The organism is Kurthia sp. ISK08 (genome assembly GCF_046159805.1).
GTDB lineage: Bacteria > Bacillota > Bacilli > Bacillales_A > Planococcaceae > Kurthia > Kurthia gibsonii.
In genome coordinates, this window is the sequence record NZ_JBJXHL010000002.1 from 335,627 (window position 1) to 349,890 (window position 14,264).

Annotated in this window: 18 protein-coding genes; 17 read left to right on the plus strand and 1 reads right to left on the minus strand. The window is 37.5% G+C overall.

Translation table 11 applies throughout. From position 1 onward, the window contains the following. The first annotated feature begins 1 nt into the window (after window position 1). The 4 genes from udk to mtnN all read left to right on the plus strand — a co-directional run bounded on the left by udk (window position 2) and on the right by mtnN (window position 2,844). Window positions 2-640 (plus strand): uridine kinase, encoded by a 639-nt coding sequence (gene udk, locus ACKVQX_RS05210; RefSeq protein ID WP_068452504.1) that lies wholly within the window; start codon window positions 2-4, stop codon window positions 638-640. A 103-nt stretch (window positions 641-743) separates the two neighbouring features. Further along, window positions 744-1,220 (plus strand): transcription elongation factor GreA, encoded by a 477-nt coding sequence (gene greA / locus ACKVQX_RS05215; protein WP_068452507.1) that lies wholly within the window; start codon window positions 744-746, stop codon window positions 1,218-1,220. A 211-nt stretch (window positions 1,221-1,431) separates the two neighbouring features. Continuing rightward, the gene (locus ACKVQX_RS05220; RefSeq protein WP_068452510.1) at window positions 1,432-2,076 is read left to right on the plus strand and encodes a DUF1510 family protein; all 645 of its coding nucleotides are present in this window, start codon (window positions 1,432-1,434) and stop codon (window positions 2,074-2,076) included. A gap of 75 nt (window positions 2,077-2,151) precedes the next feature. Then, a complete protein-coding gene (gene mtnN / locus ACKVQX_RS05225; RefSeq protein ID WP_068452512.1) occupies window positions 2,152-2,844 on the plus strand; it encodes a 5'-methylthioadenosine/S-adenosylhomocysteine nucleosidase in 693 nt (230 codons plus the stop codon). A 161-nt stretch (window positions 2,845-3,005) separates the two neighbouring features. Here the strand turns inward: mtnN and pssA are convergent, their stop codons facing one another. Continuing rightward, entirely contained in the window at window positions 3,006-3,530 is a 525-nt protein-coding gene (gene pssA, locus ACKVQX_RS05230) for a CDP-diacylglycerol--serine O-phosphatidyltransferase (protein ID WP_068457299.1), read from the minus strand. A 99-nt stretch (window positions 3,531-3,629) separates the two neighbouring features. Between pssA and ACKVQX_RS05235 the strand changes: the two genes are divergently transcribed. From ACKVQX_RS05235 to holA, 13 genes are all read left to right on the plus strand, one after another. Continuing rightward, the gene (locus ACKVQX_RS05235; protein ID WP_068452514.1) at window positions 3,630-4,415 is read left to right on the plus strand and encodes a phosphatidylserine decarboxylase; all 786 of its coding nucleotides are present in this window, start codon (window positions 3,630-3,632) and stop codon (window positions 4,413-4,415) included. A 48-nt stretch (window positions 4,416-4,463) separates the two neighbouring features. Continuing rightward, window positions 4,464-4,985: a YqeG family HAD IIIA-type phosphatase gene (locus ACKVQX_RS05240; RefSeq protein WP_068452516.1), complete on the plus strand. Its 522-nt coding sequence runs from the start codon at window positions 4,464-4,466 to the stop codon at window positions 4,983-4,985. After that, a complete protein-coding gene (gene yqeH / locus ACKVQX_RS05245; protein WP_068452519.1) occupies window positions 4,985-6,088 on the plus strand; it encodes a ribosome biogenesis GTPase YqeH in 1,104 nt (367 codons plus the stop codon). The genes ACKVQX_RS05240 and yqeH overlap by 1 nt, the downstream gene beginning before the upstream one ends. 13 nt (window positions 6,089-6,101) lie before the next feature. Next, window positions 6,102-6,935, plus strand: coding sequence for a shikimate dehydrogenase (aroE, locus tag ACKVQX_RS05250; RefSeq protein ID WP_087680299.1), 834 nt, complete (start codon window positions 6,102-6,104; stop codon window positions 6,933-6,935). A 5-nt stretch (window positions 6,936-6,940) separates the two neighbouring features. Then, a complete protein-coding gene (gene yhbY / locus ACKVQX_RS05255; protein WP_068452524.1) occupies window positions 6,941-7,246 on the plus strand; it encodes a ribosome assembly RNA-binding protein YhbY in 306 nt (101 codons plus the stop codon). A gap of 10 nt (window positions 7,247-7,256) precedes the next feature. Continuing rightward, window positions 7,257-7,847 (plus strand): nicotinate-nucleotide adenylyltransferase, encoded by a 591-nt coding sequence (locus ACKVQX_RS05260; protein WP_338839101.1) that lies wholly within the window; start codon window positions 7,257-7,259, stop codon window positions 7,845-7,847. Further along, window positions 7,816-8,373, plus strand: coding sequence for a bis(5'-nucleosyl)-tetraphosphatase (symmetrical) YqeK (gene yqeK, locus ACKVQX_RS05265; RefSeq protein WP_068452529.1), 558 nt, complete (start codon window positions 7,816-7,818; stop codon window positions 8,371-8,373). Before ACKVQX_RS05260 ends, yqeK begins: the two co-directional genes overlap by 32 nt. A gap of 18 nt (window positions 8,374-8,391) precedes the next feature. Further along, complete coding sequence (gene rsfS / locus ACKVQX_RS05270) at window positions 8,392-8,745, plus strand: ribosome silencing factor (RefSeq protein ID WP_068452532.1); 354 nt, start codon at window positions 8,392-8,394, stop codon at window positions 8,743-8,745. Beyond that, window positions 8,738-9,475 carry a class I SAM-dependent methyltransferase gene (locus ACKVQX_RS05275; protein WP_068452535.1) on the plus strand — a complete coding sequence of 246 codons (738 nt, stop codon included), beginning with the start codon at window positions 8,738-8,740 and terminating at the stop codon, window positions 9,473-9,475. Before rsfS ends, ACKVQX_RS05275 begins: the two co-directional genes overlap by 8 nt. A 78-nt stretch (window positions 9,476-9,553) precedes the next feature. Beyond that, on the plus strand, window positions 9,554-10,222 hold the full coding sequence (locus ACKVQX_RS05280) for a helix-hairpin-helix domain-containing protein (protein ID WP_409136076.1): 669 nt from the start codon (window positions 9,554-9,556) through the stop codon (window positions 10,220-10,222). 85 nt (window positions 10,223-10,307) lie between these two features. Beyond that, on the plus strand, window positions 10,308-10,889 hold the full coding sequence (locus tag ACKVQX_RS05285; RefSeq protein WP_087680296.1) for a ComE operon protein 2: 582 nt from the start codon (window positions 10,308-10,310) through the stop codon (window positions 10,887-10,889). Window positions 10,890-11,011: 122 nt separating this feature from the next. Then, on the plus strand, window positions 11,012-13,147 hold the full coding sequence (locus ACKVQX_RS05290; RefSeq protein WP_409136077.1) for a DNA internalization-related competence protein ComEC/Rec2: 2,136 nt from the start codon (window positions 11,012-11,014) through the stop codon (window positions 13,145-13,147). Window positions 13,148-13,213: 66 nt separating this feature from the next. Next, window positions 13,214-14,230, plus strand: a complete 1,017-nt coding sequence (gene holA, locus ACKVQX_RS05295; RefSeq protein ID WP_068452543.1) for a DNA polymerase III subunit delta — start codon at window positions 13,214-13,216, stop codon at window positions 14,228-14,230. Window positions 14,231-14,264 lie beyond the last annotated feature (34 nt).

Consider the following 14,264-nt stretch of genomic DNA (forward strand, 5'->3'; position numbering starts at 1 on the left):
GATGACAAAAAAGAGACCGGTTGTCATTGGAATTGCAGGAGGTTCAGGCTCTGGTAAAACGAGTGTGACACATGCAATTCATGAAGTATTTAAAAACCATAACCTTGTCGTGATTGAACAAGATTATTATTATAAAGATCAAAGTCATTTGGAGTTTGAACAACGTCTTGAAACAAACTATGACCATCCAAATGCATTCGATACCGATTTATTAATTGCAGATATTGAAAAGTTATTGAATCGTGAGCCAATTGAAAAGCCAATCTATGATTATGCTTTGCATACACGCTCAAAAGAAACAGAGCATATTGAACCACAAGACGTAATTATCTTAGAAGGTATTCTTGTATTAGCAGATGAACGTTTACGTGACTTAATGGATATTAAATTATTCGTTGATACCGATTCAGATTTACGCATCATTCGTCGTATTTTACGTGATATTAATGAGCGTGGTCGTTCAATTGATTCAGTTGTTGAACAATACCTATCAGTTGTTCGTCCAATGCATAATCAATTCATCGAACCGACGAAGCGTTATGCGGATATTATTATCCCAGAAGGCGGTCAAAATGAAGTCGCAATCGATTTAATGGTTACAAAAATAAAAACAATTGTTGAATCTGACACCATTGTGTAATATCATGGTAATGATTAACAGAAGTTAATGAGAAATCACTATGTCGCGTTCGTTACGAATGGCGACATAGTATTTTTATATCGTACTTAAGGAGTGGATTGTATTGTCTAACGAAAAACAATACCCAATGACAGCAGCGGGTAAGCAAAAATTAGAAGAAGAATTAGAGTACCTAATTACGACAAAACGTAAAGAGGTTGTAGAACGTATTAAAATCGCACGTGGTTTCGGTGACCTTTCTGAGAACTCGGAATACGATGCAGCAAAAGATGAGCAAGGTTTTGTAGAAGGACGTATTTCTTTATTACAAACAATGATTCGTAATGCGATGATTATCGAAGAAGGTTCAGATGCACGCGATACAGTAACAATCGGTTGCACAGTAAAATTCGTAGAACTTCCAGACGAAGATGAAGAAGAATACACAATCGTTGGTTCAGCAGAAGCAGATCCATTCGAAGGACGTATTTCAAACGATTCACCAATCGCTAAAGCTTTACTAGGTCGTAAGGTTGATGATGTAGTAAAAATCAATACACCTGGTGGCGATATGGACGTTCGTATCGTATCGATTAAATAAGAAGTAATAGAAAAAAGACTGGGACAATTGTGTTTTAAACACGCGTGTCTCAGTCTTTTTTAATAAAGAACTCTTTATCTAAAAAAACGTCTTATGAATGTAAAATATGTTATGCAACCTTTAAAATATTTCAATTTGCTAACAACGTATTCAAACAGAAAGCATATTTTCATTAAATATGCTATTATGACGGTAACTAAGAGGTGAAAGTATGGAAGAACAAAGAAGATATCGTTCAAAAAAACATATGACGAGTAAACAAAAAGGCGACCGTATTTTAAATTATTTAATCGCACTTGTTGTCGGTTTAATTATTTTAGTAGCTGGTATTATTTTTTCGGGCGGTGAAGAACAACAAAAGGCGAAAGAGCCAGAAAAAGAAGCTGTAACAGCTCAACCCCAAAAAGAGACGCCTAAAGAGGAAGAACCTGTTAAAAAGAAAAAAACAGTTAAACCAACTGTCGTAAAAGATGTGGAAGAACTGAAAAAAAGTGATACGGTGAAAGTATCAAAATCAGATGAGGCAATTGTTGATGAAGTAATTGAAGATAAGGAATGGAAGCCATATAAAACAGCGCAACAAGATGATGGTACAACAATGCACGTATCAAGTTATAGTGCGGGTACAGTTGACTGGAATGAAAAATTACAAGCTGTTCAAAATATTACAGGTCTTAAAGAAGAAGACTGGATTCTTTGGTATGCGAAAGGTAATGGATCAGCAGATGCATCAATTATCACAGTATCTTCAAAAGATCAAACGAAAAAATATCGTGTATCTTTAAAATGGGTAGCAAAAAAAGGATGGAAACCAGAAAAAGTAGAAGTGCTAAATCAACTACAAGGTGCTTATTAATTGGCATTGACGGATTTTCAAATAGTCTGTAATGTAAGATAGAACGTATTTTTTCTATGGAAGGCGGAACAAACGATGAAAATTGCCGTAATCGGTGCAATGGAAGAAGAAGTGGAGTTACTACGTGCAGCCATTTCAAATCCAAAAACAACAGTCATTGCAAACTCAGAATATACAGAAGGTACATACGAAGGTAAAGATGTAGTCCTTTTAAAGAGTGGTATTGGTAAAGTGAATGCAGCCATGTCTACAACAATTCTTTTACATGAGTTCAAACCAGATGTTGTCATTAACACAGGTTCAGCTGGTGGATATGATGAGAATTTAGAAGTAGGTGCAATCGTTATTTCAGATGAAGTACGCCATCACGACGTTGATGCAACAATCTTTGGTTATGAGATTGGTCAAGTACCTCAAATGCCACCTGCATTCAAATCAGATGCAAACTTAATGCAAGCAGCAGAATTAGCAGTTCAAAAGATTGGTGAACACCAAGCAGCGACGGGCTTAATTACAACAGGTGATGCATTCATGAATGATCCTGTACGTGTGGAAGTCGTTCGTAAGCAGTTCCCAACAATGAAAGCTGTTGAGATGGAAGCAGCAGCAGTTGCACAAGTATGTTATCAATTCGGTACACCATTCGTTGTGATTCGTGCGTTATCGGATATCGCAGGTAAAGAATCGAATATTAGCTTTGATGAATTTTTACCAGTAGCTGCAAAGCATTCGACACAAGTTGTATTAGAAACAATTAAAAGTTTATAAGATAATGGGGTCACGTACTGAAAAGGCGTGGCTCATTTTTTTTGTGAACTTTCATGAAACAAATTCAATTTTCTTTCGTATAAATAATGGAAAGAAGATACAATAGAATAGTATAACAAAAAAACGAAAGTCACACCTAAGAGGCATAACTTTCGCTTTATTTACACTTTCTTCAATGAGAAATTACTAATCATTAAAATCGCAAGTAATGGGAACAATACGACATAGAAAGCCGTTGATAACCATGGCGAGAAGAAAAACGAGATGGTTAAGATTGCTCCGGCAGCCGTAATCGGTAGTCCAGTGAAATAACCATTTGATTCAGTAACATTGAATCGAGCAAGTCGGAATGCACCACAAGCGATATATAATACCGCGATGACCATACCTAAGTTACCATAAGCGGTCAATTCAACTTCATACATTAATACTGCAGGTGCTACACCAAACGAAATAATGTCGCTCATCGAATCGAGTTGTTTACCAAGCTCTGATTCTAGATTATATTTTCGTGCGACTTTACCATCGTATCGATCCAGCAAAGCAGCAATAAGAATAAATAAGACCGCGTAACCGTATGATTCATTGATTGTAGCCATTAGCGCTGCACCACCGAATGAGATGTTTCCAAGGGTGATGAGGTTCGCTAGATTTGCTTTCATCTTCTTTACTGTGATATCCACCATATTCAATGGACAACACTCCTTTAATTTTATTCAATATTAGACTATTATAAGTCTTTAAGATATCAACTGTAAATCATTAAAAAAATCGGAGGCATAATTATGCTCAAAAAGAAACTGTACCAAACTGCGATTGAACTCACGAATAAGAAGTGGTCATCGCATCTTTTAAAAACAATGATGAACTCCAAAATTAGCAAACGATTCATCCAGTCATATATCCATATATACGATATTAATACCCAGGAAGTTTCAAAAAAAGTCGATTCTTTCCCAACTTTACAACAATTTTTTACGAGAGAGCTAAAATCGAGTGCTCGTCCGGTTGATGGTCGCTTAGATGTGATGACAAGTCCAGCAGATTCTAAAATTGAATCATTTGGTGTTATTACACAAAATACATCGATTACTGTAAAAGGGCAGGTTTATCAATTAGATGAGCTTCTAGGTAAACATGACAATGCACAGCGCTACAAAAATGGGCAATATATTGTATTCTATTTAAGTCCTGCAGATTATCACCGTGTACACAGCCCTGTAGATGGTCAAATTGAGCGCCAATACATTTTAGGGAATAATAGCTATCCTGTAAATCAAGCCGGTTTAAAGTATGGTAGAAAGCCGATTTCAGGAAACTACCGCATGGTCACAGAACTAAAAACAAAATATGATGATACAGTGGCAGTCATTAAAGTAGGTGCGATGTTCGTTAATACCATTCAATTAACCAATACATCTACTAGATGGGCAAAAGGCGAAGAGATTGGTTATTTTGCATTCGGTTCAACCGTTGTAATGTTATTTGAAGAAAAATCCGTTGAATTTTTACCAAATGTTCAACAAGGTGCACATATACAGGTGGGAGAAGCCTTTTGTAATATGTTATAATCTTATGAGGTAAAATGAAAAATCAATTGAAAATGGAGAGAACATCATTTGTATAAATTAATTATGCCAAAGGAATTTGTCGGTTCTGTTTTAGATTTAACACCTGAAAAGTTACAAGCTTTGGGTATTAAAGGAATCATTACAGATTTGGACAATACCTTAATTGAATGGGATCGTGCTTTAGCGACGCCTGAAGTCGAACAGTGGCTGAAAACAATGAAAGAAGCAGGCATTCGTGTCATCATTGCTTCAAATAATGCCGAAGATCGCGTGAAAAAATTTGCAGAACCGCTTGAGTTGCCTTATATTTACCGTGCGCGTAAGCCATTGACAGGCGCTTTTAAAGAAGCATTATCTACTTTACATTTACCCGTAAATCAAGTATTAATGCTAGGAGATCAAATGTTAACGGATATGATGGGCGCAAATCGTATGAAAATTTATACGATGCTTGTCAAACCAGTCGCGAACTCAGATGGTTTTGTGACGAAGTTTAATCGTGCGATTGAAAAAAGAGTCTATAAGTATTTAGACAAAAAAGGAATACCAACTTGGGAGGAACAATCATAATGGAAGAAAAGTTACACTGCATTGGTTGCGGAACAGAAATACAAACAGAGGATCCAAAAGCACCGGGCTATGCACCTGCATCTTCATTAGAAAAGGAAGACGTAATTTGTAAACGCTGTTTCCGTTTGAAAAATTATAACGAAATTCAACCTGTTTCTTTAACAGATGATGATTTTTTACGCATTTTAAATGGCTTAGGTACACAGAATGGTCTAATCGTAAAAATCGTTGATATTTTCGATTTTAATGGTAGTTGGTTACCAGGTTTACACCGATTCGTTGGTTCGAATCCAGTATTATTAATTGCGAATAAAGTGGATTTATTGCCGAAGTCTGTGAATAAGAAAAAAGTGGTACATTGGATTAAGCAAGAAGCGAAGAAGTTAGGCTTAAAACCAGTTGATGTATTACTTGTGAGTGCACATAAAGGTCTTGGTATGGATGAAGCGATGGAAGCAATCGACACATACCGACGTGGAGAAGATGTATATGTGGTAGGTTGTACGAATGTAGGGAAGTCAACATTCATTAATCGCATTATTAAGACGGCTACAGGGCATGGCGATGTGATTACAACATCACACTTCCCGGGAACGACGCTTGATATGATTGAAATTCCACTGGATGACGAAAAAGGAATCTATGATACACCAGGAATTATTAATCATCATCAAATGGCACATCATTTAGATTCATCTGAATTAAAATATATTATGCCAAAAAAAGAAATCAAGCCGAAAACATTCCAGTTGAATGCAGAGCAAACATTGTTTGTAGGTGCATTAGCACGTTTTGACTTTATCAAAGGAGAGCGTTCAGCCTTCACAGTTTATGTAGCGAATGATTTAACAATTCACCGTACAAAATTAGAAAAGGCAGATGAATTGTATGAGAATCACAAAGGTGAATTATTAGCACCACCAACTGCTGAATTCATCGACCAACTTCCTCGTTTAGTACGTCATGAATTTTCGATTAAAGAAGGTAAAACAGATATCGTCTTTTCAGGTTTAGGTTGGATTACTGTACAAGATCCAAATGTCGTGATTGCAGCTTATGCACCAGAAGGCGTAGAAGTACAAGTTCGTCCGTCACTCATTTAGGGGGTATTTTGACATGAAAAAGTGGTACGCAGTCATTGGAGATCCAATTGGACATTCTTTATCGCCAATGATGCATAATGAATGGTTTCAACAACTCGGAATCGACGCGACTTATTTGCCGATTCATGTGAAAGAAGAAGATTTAGAAGCGGCTGTTGCTTCGATGAAATTACTTGGAATTAGCGGTTTTAATGTGACGATTCCACATAAAGAAAAAATTCGACCATTTTTAGATGCTTTAGATGAAACAGCTGAAAAAATGGGCGCAGTCAATACGGTTGTTCGCTTAGAAGATGGACGTTTAAAGGGCTACAATACAGATGGTTTAGGATTTGTTCGTTCGTTAGAAGAAGTCATTGGCGATGCGAAAAGACATGAAAAGGTATTGTTGATTGGGGCTGGTGGTGCAGCGCGAGGAATTGCGTTTGCACTTGAGTCAATAGGCTATACAGATGTAACGATTTGTAATCGTACAGTTGAAAAAGCACAGCAAATTTGCGCTGAATTAACAATTCCAGCACAAGCGATTTCGTTAAATACAGCAAGTGAACAATTGGATGAGTACGCGATTCTGATTCAAACAACACCTGCTGGTATGAAAAATAGTCAGGTGACGATACCTTTCTCACTTGAAAAGTTAAAATCATCAGCAATTGTTGCAGATATTGTGTATAATCCATTAATGACGCCTTTATTACAGGTAGCACAAGACAAGGGTGCAACGATTGTATCGGGTTTAGGTATGTTCATTCATCAAGGTGCCCTTGCCTTTGAATATTGGACGAAGCAAAGTCCCGACCCAACAGCTGTGAAAGAGCAGTTGTTGACACATTTAGGAGGAAATTAATTATTATGTTAACAGGTAAACAAAAACGTTTTTTACGTGCAGAGGCACATCATTTAGACCCGATTTTCCAAGTAGGTAAAGGCGGCGTAAATGAAGCGATGCTCGTGCAAATTACACAAGCTTTACGCGTACGTGAGTTAATTAAAGTGCGTATTTTAGATAACTGTGAATTCGATAAGCGCGATGTAGCAGCTGAATTAGCAGAAGGAACAGATGCAGAATTAGTTCAATTAATCGGTTTAACAGTCGTGCTTTATAAAGAAGCACCAAAACGCGAAAACCGTCGCATTGAATTACCAAAAGCAAAGTAGGGTGAAGATGATGAAGAAAATAGGAATTATGGGAGGCACGTTTAATCCACCACATGTTGGACATTTATTGATGGCGAATGAAGTATTACAAGCACTTGACTTAGACGAAGTACGTTTTATGCCAAATGCGATTCCGCCGCATAAAGAAGAACCGAATGGTGCGACAGGCGAACAACGTTTACACATGACAGCCCTTGCCATTGAAGATCATGCCAAGTTTAAACTTGAACCGTATGAAATTCAAAAAGGCGGTACGTCGTATAGCTTTGAGACGTTGCAAGTTTTAAAAGAACGCGAGCCAGATTGTGATTTCTATTTTATCATCGGAGGCGATATGGTCGATTCGCTTCATACATGGTATCGCATTGAGGATTTACTTAAACTCGTTCATTTTGTTGGTGTTGATCGCCCAGGAACAGAGGGTAAAAGTGAATTACCAGTCATACATGTAGCAGCGCCAATTATCGATGTATCATCTACTCTTTTACGTAGACGTCTAAAAAATAATCAGTCCGTTCGTTATCTGTTACCACAGAAAGTCGAACACTATATACGAGAGGAAGGGTTATATGGAACGACAACAGCTACTAGCAGCCATTAAAGACCGTATGCCTGAAAAACGTTATATTCATACGATTGGTGTGGCTGATACGGCGATGAAACTCGCAGCACGTTTTGGTGAAGATGTAAAGAAGGCAGAGATTGCGGGTATTCTACATGATGTATGTAAGTATGCCAACCGCGATTGGATGAAACAGGTGATTGAAGAACAGCAAATGGATCCTACATTGTTAGCGTATCATCATGAATTATGGCATGGACCTGTTGGAGCTTACGTGGCAAAAACAGAATTTCATATTGAAGATGAAGATGTGTTGCATGCGATTCGCTATCATACGACAGGGCGAGCAGGTTCAAGTAACTTGGAGCGCATTATTTATATTGCGGATTTAATTGAGCCGAATCGTAAATTCCCTGGAATTGATGAACTGCGTGAAGCAGCAGAAGTAGAGAATCTACATGATTTATCACTGCGCTCTGTTCGCCACTCTATCGCCTTTTTAATGAAGCAACAACAAGCAGTATTCCCAGATTCTTTTAAATTTTATAATGACTTATTGTTATAGGAAAGAGGTTACGAGTTAATGGAACATGAATTATTAAATCTTGTTTTTAAAGCAGCAGATGATAAACGAGCAGAAGATTTGGTCGTATTAAATATGCAAGGAATCTCATTACTAGCAGATTATTTTGTAATTTGCCATGCAAATTCAGACCGTCAAGTACAAGCAATCGCACGTGAAATTCAAGAGAAAGCACATGAGGCAAACTACACAGTAAAACGTGTAGAGGGCTTTGACGCAGCACGTTGGGTATTAATTGACCTAGGTGATGTAGTTGCACACGTATTCCACCGCGATGAGCGTAGTTATTATAACTTAGAACGTCTATGGGGCGATGCACCAGAGCTATATGTAGAAGATGACACACATGAATAGTTACGGACGTTTTGCAGAAGTTTATGATCAATTAATGGAAGATATTCCATACGATCAATATGTTGAATGGATTACAAAACATGCACCTGCAACAACGCATTCTAAATTATTAGATGTAGGATGTGGAACGGGTGTCATGTTATCCATGCTTTTACAATCGGGTTATGAAGCAGCTGGTCTTGATTTATCAGAAGAGATGTTAATGATGGCTAATACACGTCTACAAACACAAGGCCAACAAGCATTGCTCGTCTGCCAATCGATGGACGAGTTAGATGGCTTTGTGGATCTAGATGTTGTCTGTATTCCGATTGATTCCATCAACTATTTACAAGAATGGTCGCAAGTAAAAGAGACGCTAAAACGCATTTACGAATCACTTCGTAAGGGTGGTCAACTCTTTTTCGATGTGCATTCACTTTATAAAATGGATACGATTTTTATGGATGGACCTTTTACATATGATGATGGAGAAGTCACATATATTTGGCATACGGAAGCTCTTGAAACACCGCACACTGTCGAACATGATATGACATTCTTTGTTGAAGTAGAAGAAGATCTTTTTGAGCGCTTTGATGAACAACATATTCAACGTTCGTTTGCGGTAGATGATTATGTTCAACTGTTGCAAGAGATTGGTTTTACAAACATTCATGTAACTGCTGACTTTAGTGAACAAGCACCAACAGCAGAATCAGAACGTATTTTTTTCCATGCAGTAAAATAAAGACTTCCTATTTTTGGATAAATAAGATAAGATGGCATTAGCTCATGTGAACTTCCTCGAATGAAAGGAAGTCAAGCAATGCCATCTTTTTTTATACAATATAAAAAACATCTTGGCATACTCCTTCTGGTGATTGGTGCAATCAGTCTTTATCTTTGGACGAAAAAAGAACCATCACTACAAGCGACACAAGAGCCAACCTCACTTATTCAACCTGTGGAAGTACCCCCAACTTCTACTGAAACCCCCAACAAGCAAACGAATAGTACACAACTTACGTCAACAGCGATTATTGTCGATGTAAAAGGTGCTGTTAAAAAACCAGGTATTTATCAGTTAGATGCGGAAGCACGTGTTATGGACGCGATTCGTGAAGCAGGAGGCTATAATCAGTCTGCAAATCCGAAAGCAATTAATCTTGCAGAGAAGTTGAAAGACGAAATGGTTGTCTATGTACCGAAAAAAGGTGAAAAGACGGACCACACTCCTGTAAGTACGCCACCTGCTACATCGACTGCACAAGGAAATACAAGTAGCTCGACAGAACAAACAGTACTTGTAAATTTAAATACAGCAGATGAAACACAACTACAAACTTTAACAGGTATTGGTCCAGCGAAAGCAAAAGCCATTATTGCATACCGCACAGAAAGCGGTCTATTTCAAACCATTGATGACTTAAAAAAAGTAACGGGTTTTGGTGAAAAAACATTCGAAAAGTTAAAATCATCGATTACTGTACAATAATATTTACTATGGGCAACAACTCATCCATCATGTAGAATAAAAGTAAACACGCAGTGCGTAAAAGTAAAGAATCGAGGGATTTCACATGGAGCGAATAACTTGGAATCAATTTTTCATGGCACAAAGCCATTTACTAGCATTAAGAAGTACATGTACCCGTCTATCTGTAGGTGCGACAATTGTTCGTGATAAACGAATTATCGCAGGCGGTTATAATGGTTCAATCTCAGGAGATGATCATTGTATTGATAAAGGTTGTTATGTTATTGACAATCATTGTGTCCGTACAGTACACGCTGAAACGAATGCATTATTACAATGTGCGAAATATGGTACACCAACAAAAGATGCGGATTTATATGTAACGCATTTCCCATGTTTACCATGTACAAAGTCAATTATTCAAGCGGGCATTAAAAATTTATACTACGCAACAGATTATAAAAACAATCCATATGCGATTGAACTTTTTGAACAGGCGGGCGTTAATATTGTCCACGTACCGTTTGAAGAACAAAAAATTGATTTTTTACGTGATGAAAAATTAAAACTTAATTTAGAGATGTTAGCAGAGCTTCGTGCTCGTGGCGTTGAACCAGAACAATTGGCTCCATTTGAACAAAGGGTGGAACAATTATTTGGATTAAGCGTAGCCTCAATGAAGTAATCTATATTGCCTTGTCAGTCCTCCTTGCCATTCTTTCTGCAAATGAGACGACAAGGCTTTTATTTTTATATATTCCGTTTTTTATATGGTTAATTTTTAGAAAAACAGCTTGGTCTACGATTGTGTTTACGGTAATCGCGAGTCTATTCTTTTTCGTGTACACAACAGAGAAGCTAGACGTTCCGAAAGAATTACCACAACAGATGATCTTGAAGTGGACATCAACTGTGAAAGTGAATGGTGGTCGTGTGAGAGGGTTAATGGAAGATGTGAATGGACAAAAAATTTATGTTGTTTATACCATTCAACATGAAGAAGAAAAGAAAATGCTCGAACAGCAAACATTGGCGAAACAAACGTTTCATGTAGAAGGTGAATTAAAGCCTGTAACAAAGCCACATCACGCATATGCATTTGATTTTCAAGATTATTTAAAAAGTCATCATGCTATCGGTATTTATGAAGTTACGAAGTGGCAACCATTGAAAGTAAATGTACCATTCACTGCTTTTTTATGGCAACAACGTGTAAAACTCGAACAGCATATTGATAAAACTTTCCCAGAAGCACTTCAAGCAGAAGCGAAAGCCTTATTAATTGGGCAACAAGATGATGTGGAAGCTGTCGATACAAGAGCTTATCAGAAGCTTGGCATTACGCATCTTTTCGCTATATCCGGTTTGCATGTCGCACTGACGAGTCTTTTATTTCAACAAGTGCTACTGAGAATGGGTGTGCGAAAAGAACATGTCTTTTATACATTATGGATTGCGCTCCCAACCTACGCTATTTTAGCAGGCGGAGCACCTTCTGTTTGGCGTTCAGTCATCATGGTACTCATCTTATATGGCGCGCTTCTCTTTAATCATCGTCTAAAAGTAGAAAGTGCGCTTGGACTTTGTTTCCTTCTTTTCGTTCTAATTGAACCAAATATCATCTATCAAGTAGGCTTTCAACTTTCCTTTTTAGCGACGAGCGCCATTGTCTTATCCTCCGAATATTTAGCCCGTTGCAAAAATTGGCTGACACAGTCACTGTGGATTACGATTAGTTGTCAGTTACTCGTTCTACCATTACTTCTCGCTCACTTTTATGAAGTATCGATTGCTAGTATTGTTATGAATTTAATCTTCGTACCTCTTTTTTCGTTTGTTATTCTACCAGCGAATTTGGTGCTATTATGTAGTAGTTTTTTACCACCTTTCGTCTCACAACTTTTATTTAGTCTCTATGAACCATTTCGCGTATTTGTTCAAGATTTTATTTATCTCTGTCAGAAGATTCCATATCAAATGTGGAATCCCGGAAAACCTGCTATTTGGATGCTTTGCTTTTTATTTTTAGTCATTCTCTTCTTTTTTTACATGATGGAACAAAAGCGTTATCGTCTTGTGAGTATAGGTATCTTTTTTTCATTTACTTTTTATATAACAGAACAACCAAAACATTATGAAGACGTACGTGTCACATTTTTAAGTGTAGATCAGGGTGATTGTACCATTATTGAGTTACCAAATCGGCGTGGTGTTTATATGATTGATAGCGGTGGGTTGCTGCGATTTGGCGGTACAACATGGAAACAGTCCGATAAAGTATATGAAATTGGCAGGCAAATTATCGTTCCTTATTTAAAAGGACGGGGGATTCAGAAAATTGACCGCCTTATTTTGACACATGCAGATGCGGATCATGTGGAAGGCGCAGAGGAAGTTATGCAAGAAGTAAAGGTGAAAGAAATTCATATTACACCAAGTTCAGCTCAAAAATCGGTCATGCAAGATGTCTTACATGAAGCAGAAAAACAACATATTCCCATTCAGGAACAAATGGCAGGAGCAGCGTGGCAACAAGGTGCTTTTCGCATGGAATATGTTATGCCCTACGATACAGTTTATGAAGGAAATAATGACTCGATTGTCATCGTGCTTACGTATGAAGGCAAAAAGATTATTATTCCAGGTGATTTAGAGGCAGCAGGAGAAGCAGAGTTAGTTGAGAAGAATCCAGATGCTTTGAAAGGTACGACGATTTTAAAAGCAGGTCATCATGGCTCAAAAACATCCACATCAGATTTATTTTTGCAAGCTGTAAAGCCGCAGCTCGTCATCTATTCAAGTGGACGGAATAATCGTTATAATCATCCTGCAAAAGAAGTAGTGGAGCGTGTACAACAAGCACATATTGAAGCACTTAATACAGCAGAGGTAGGAACGATAGAAGTGCGCATGACAAAAACAACAATTGATTTACAACCATGAAAACGTCATACAACCTTTCACGAAAAAATGCTATACTGAAAAAGATGTGAAAGGTAGGCGGGATATATGTTCCAACAACTATGGAAAGAAATGAATCAAGGGAAAATCGATCCTGTTTATGTACTTTCAGGAACCGAAACATATTTTATTGATGAAACGATTCGTCGTATGAAGCAGGCACTTGAACAAGCAGGTGAAATCGAAACGACGATTTTTGATTTAGAAGAAGTACCTGTCCAACATGTTATGGAGGAAGCCGATACAATTCCTTTTTTCTCAGAAAAGAAGTTAATTATCGCAAAAAATGCATCCTTTTTAAAAGCAACAGACAATTCAAAAGAGAAAATTGCACATGATTTAAAAGCATTAGAGTTATGGCTACGTCATCCATCGGATTTCTCCATCACACTCTTTATTGCGCCCTATGAAAAATTAGATGAGCGTAAAAAAGTGACAAAGCAGATGAAGGAATTAGCACATGTTGTGCATGCAGAAGCACCAAAAGAACGCGATTTAGCAGTTTGGATTCAAAATGAAGTATCCTCACGTCAAAAGCAAATCGACGAACAAGCGATACAGAAGCTAATTGAACTTGTAGGGCTAGACATGCTGCATTTGCAAATGGAAGTAGATAAGTTATGTCACTATATTGGCGAAGAAGGAACAATTCAATTAGAAGATGTAGAGGAACTCGTTGCGAAAACATTAGAACAAGATGCTTTTAAATTGTTAAATGCTTATATTGCAGGTGATGTTTCTACTGCAATCTCTATTTATCATGATTTAATTCGCCAAAAACAAGAGCCGATTGCACTCGTTGCATTGCTTGCTTCACAAGTCCGCCTCATGTCGAATGTGTATTATTTACTTTCTAAAGGTTATCATGCACAGCAAATTGCAAAAACCTTAAAGGTGAATCCATACCGCGTAAAACGTATTGTAGAAGACCGTCGTGGTGTAAAGGACACGCATCTTTTAAAAGCATTATACGGTTTAAGTGAAGTAGATCTTCAATTAAAATCAATGAGCGGTAGACGCGAACGCTATTTAGAACTGTTTTTAATGAGACCATTATCCAATTAATTAAAAGGGAAATTACTATTCATAGTGATTTCTC

Excerpts from the sequence above, each read along its gene's own strand:
- ACKVQX_RS05220 (WP_068452510.1), top strand. The coding sequence starts at position 1,432 with ATGGAAGAACAAAGAAGATATCGTTCAAAAAAACATATGACGAGTAAA.
- ACKVQX_RS05275 (WP_068452535.1), top strand. The coding sequence starts at position 8,738 with ATGAATAGTTACGGACGTTTTGCAGAAGTTTATGATCAATTAATGGAA.
- ACKVQX_RS05285 (WP_087680296.1), top strand. The coding sequence starts at position 10,308 with ATGGAGCGAATAACTTGGAATCAATTTTTCATGGCACAAAGCCATTTA.
- aroE (WP_087680299.1), top strand. The coding sequence starts at position 6,102 with ATGAAAAAGTGGTACGCAGTCATTGGAGATCCAATTGGACATTCTTTA.
- ACKVQX_RS05280 (WP_409136076.1), top strand. The coding sequence starts at position 9,554 with ATGCCATCTTTTTTTATACAATATAAAAAACATCTTGGCATACTCCTT.
- udk (WP_068452504.1), top strand. The coding sequence starts at position 2 with ATGACAAAAAAGAGACCGGTTGTCATTGGAATTGCAGGAGGTTCAGGC.
- ACKVQX_RS05260 (WP_338839101.1), top strand. The coding sequence starts at position 7,257 with ATGAAGAAAATAGGAATTATGGGAGGCACGTTTAATCCACCACATGTT.
- yqeH (WP_068452519.1), top strand. The coding sequence starts at position 4,985 with ATGGAAGAAAAGTTACACTGCATTGGTTGCGGAACAGAAATACAAACA.
- yqeK (WP_068452529.1), top strand. The coding sequence starts at position 7,816 with ATGGAACGACAACAGCTACTAGCAGCCATTAAAGACCGTATGCCTGAA.
- yhbY (WP_068452524.1), top strand. The coding sequence starts at position 6,941 with ATGTTAACAGGTAAACAAAAACGTTTTTTACGTGCAGAGGCACATCAT.
- ACKVQX_RS05235 (WP_068452514.1), top strand. The coding sequence starts at position 3,630 with ATGCTCAAAAAGAAACTGTACCAAACTGCGATTGAACTCACGAATAAG.
- rsfS (WP_068452532.1), top strand. The coding sequence starts at position 8,392 with ATGGAACATGAATTATTAAATCTTGTTTTTAAAGCAGCAGATGATAAA.
- mtnN (WP_068452512.1), top strand. The coding sequence starts at position 2,152 with ATGAAAATTGCCGTAATCGGTGCAATGGAAGAAGAAGTGGAGTTACTA.
- holA (WP_068452543.1), top strand. The coding sequence starts at position 13,214 with ATGTTCCAACAACTATGGAAAGAAATGAATCAAGGGAAAATCGATCCT.
- pssA (WP_068457299.1), bottom strand. The coding sequence starts at position 3,530 with ATGGTGGATATCACAGTAAAGAAGATGAAAGCAAATCTAGCGAACCTC.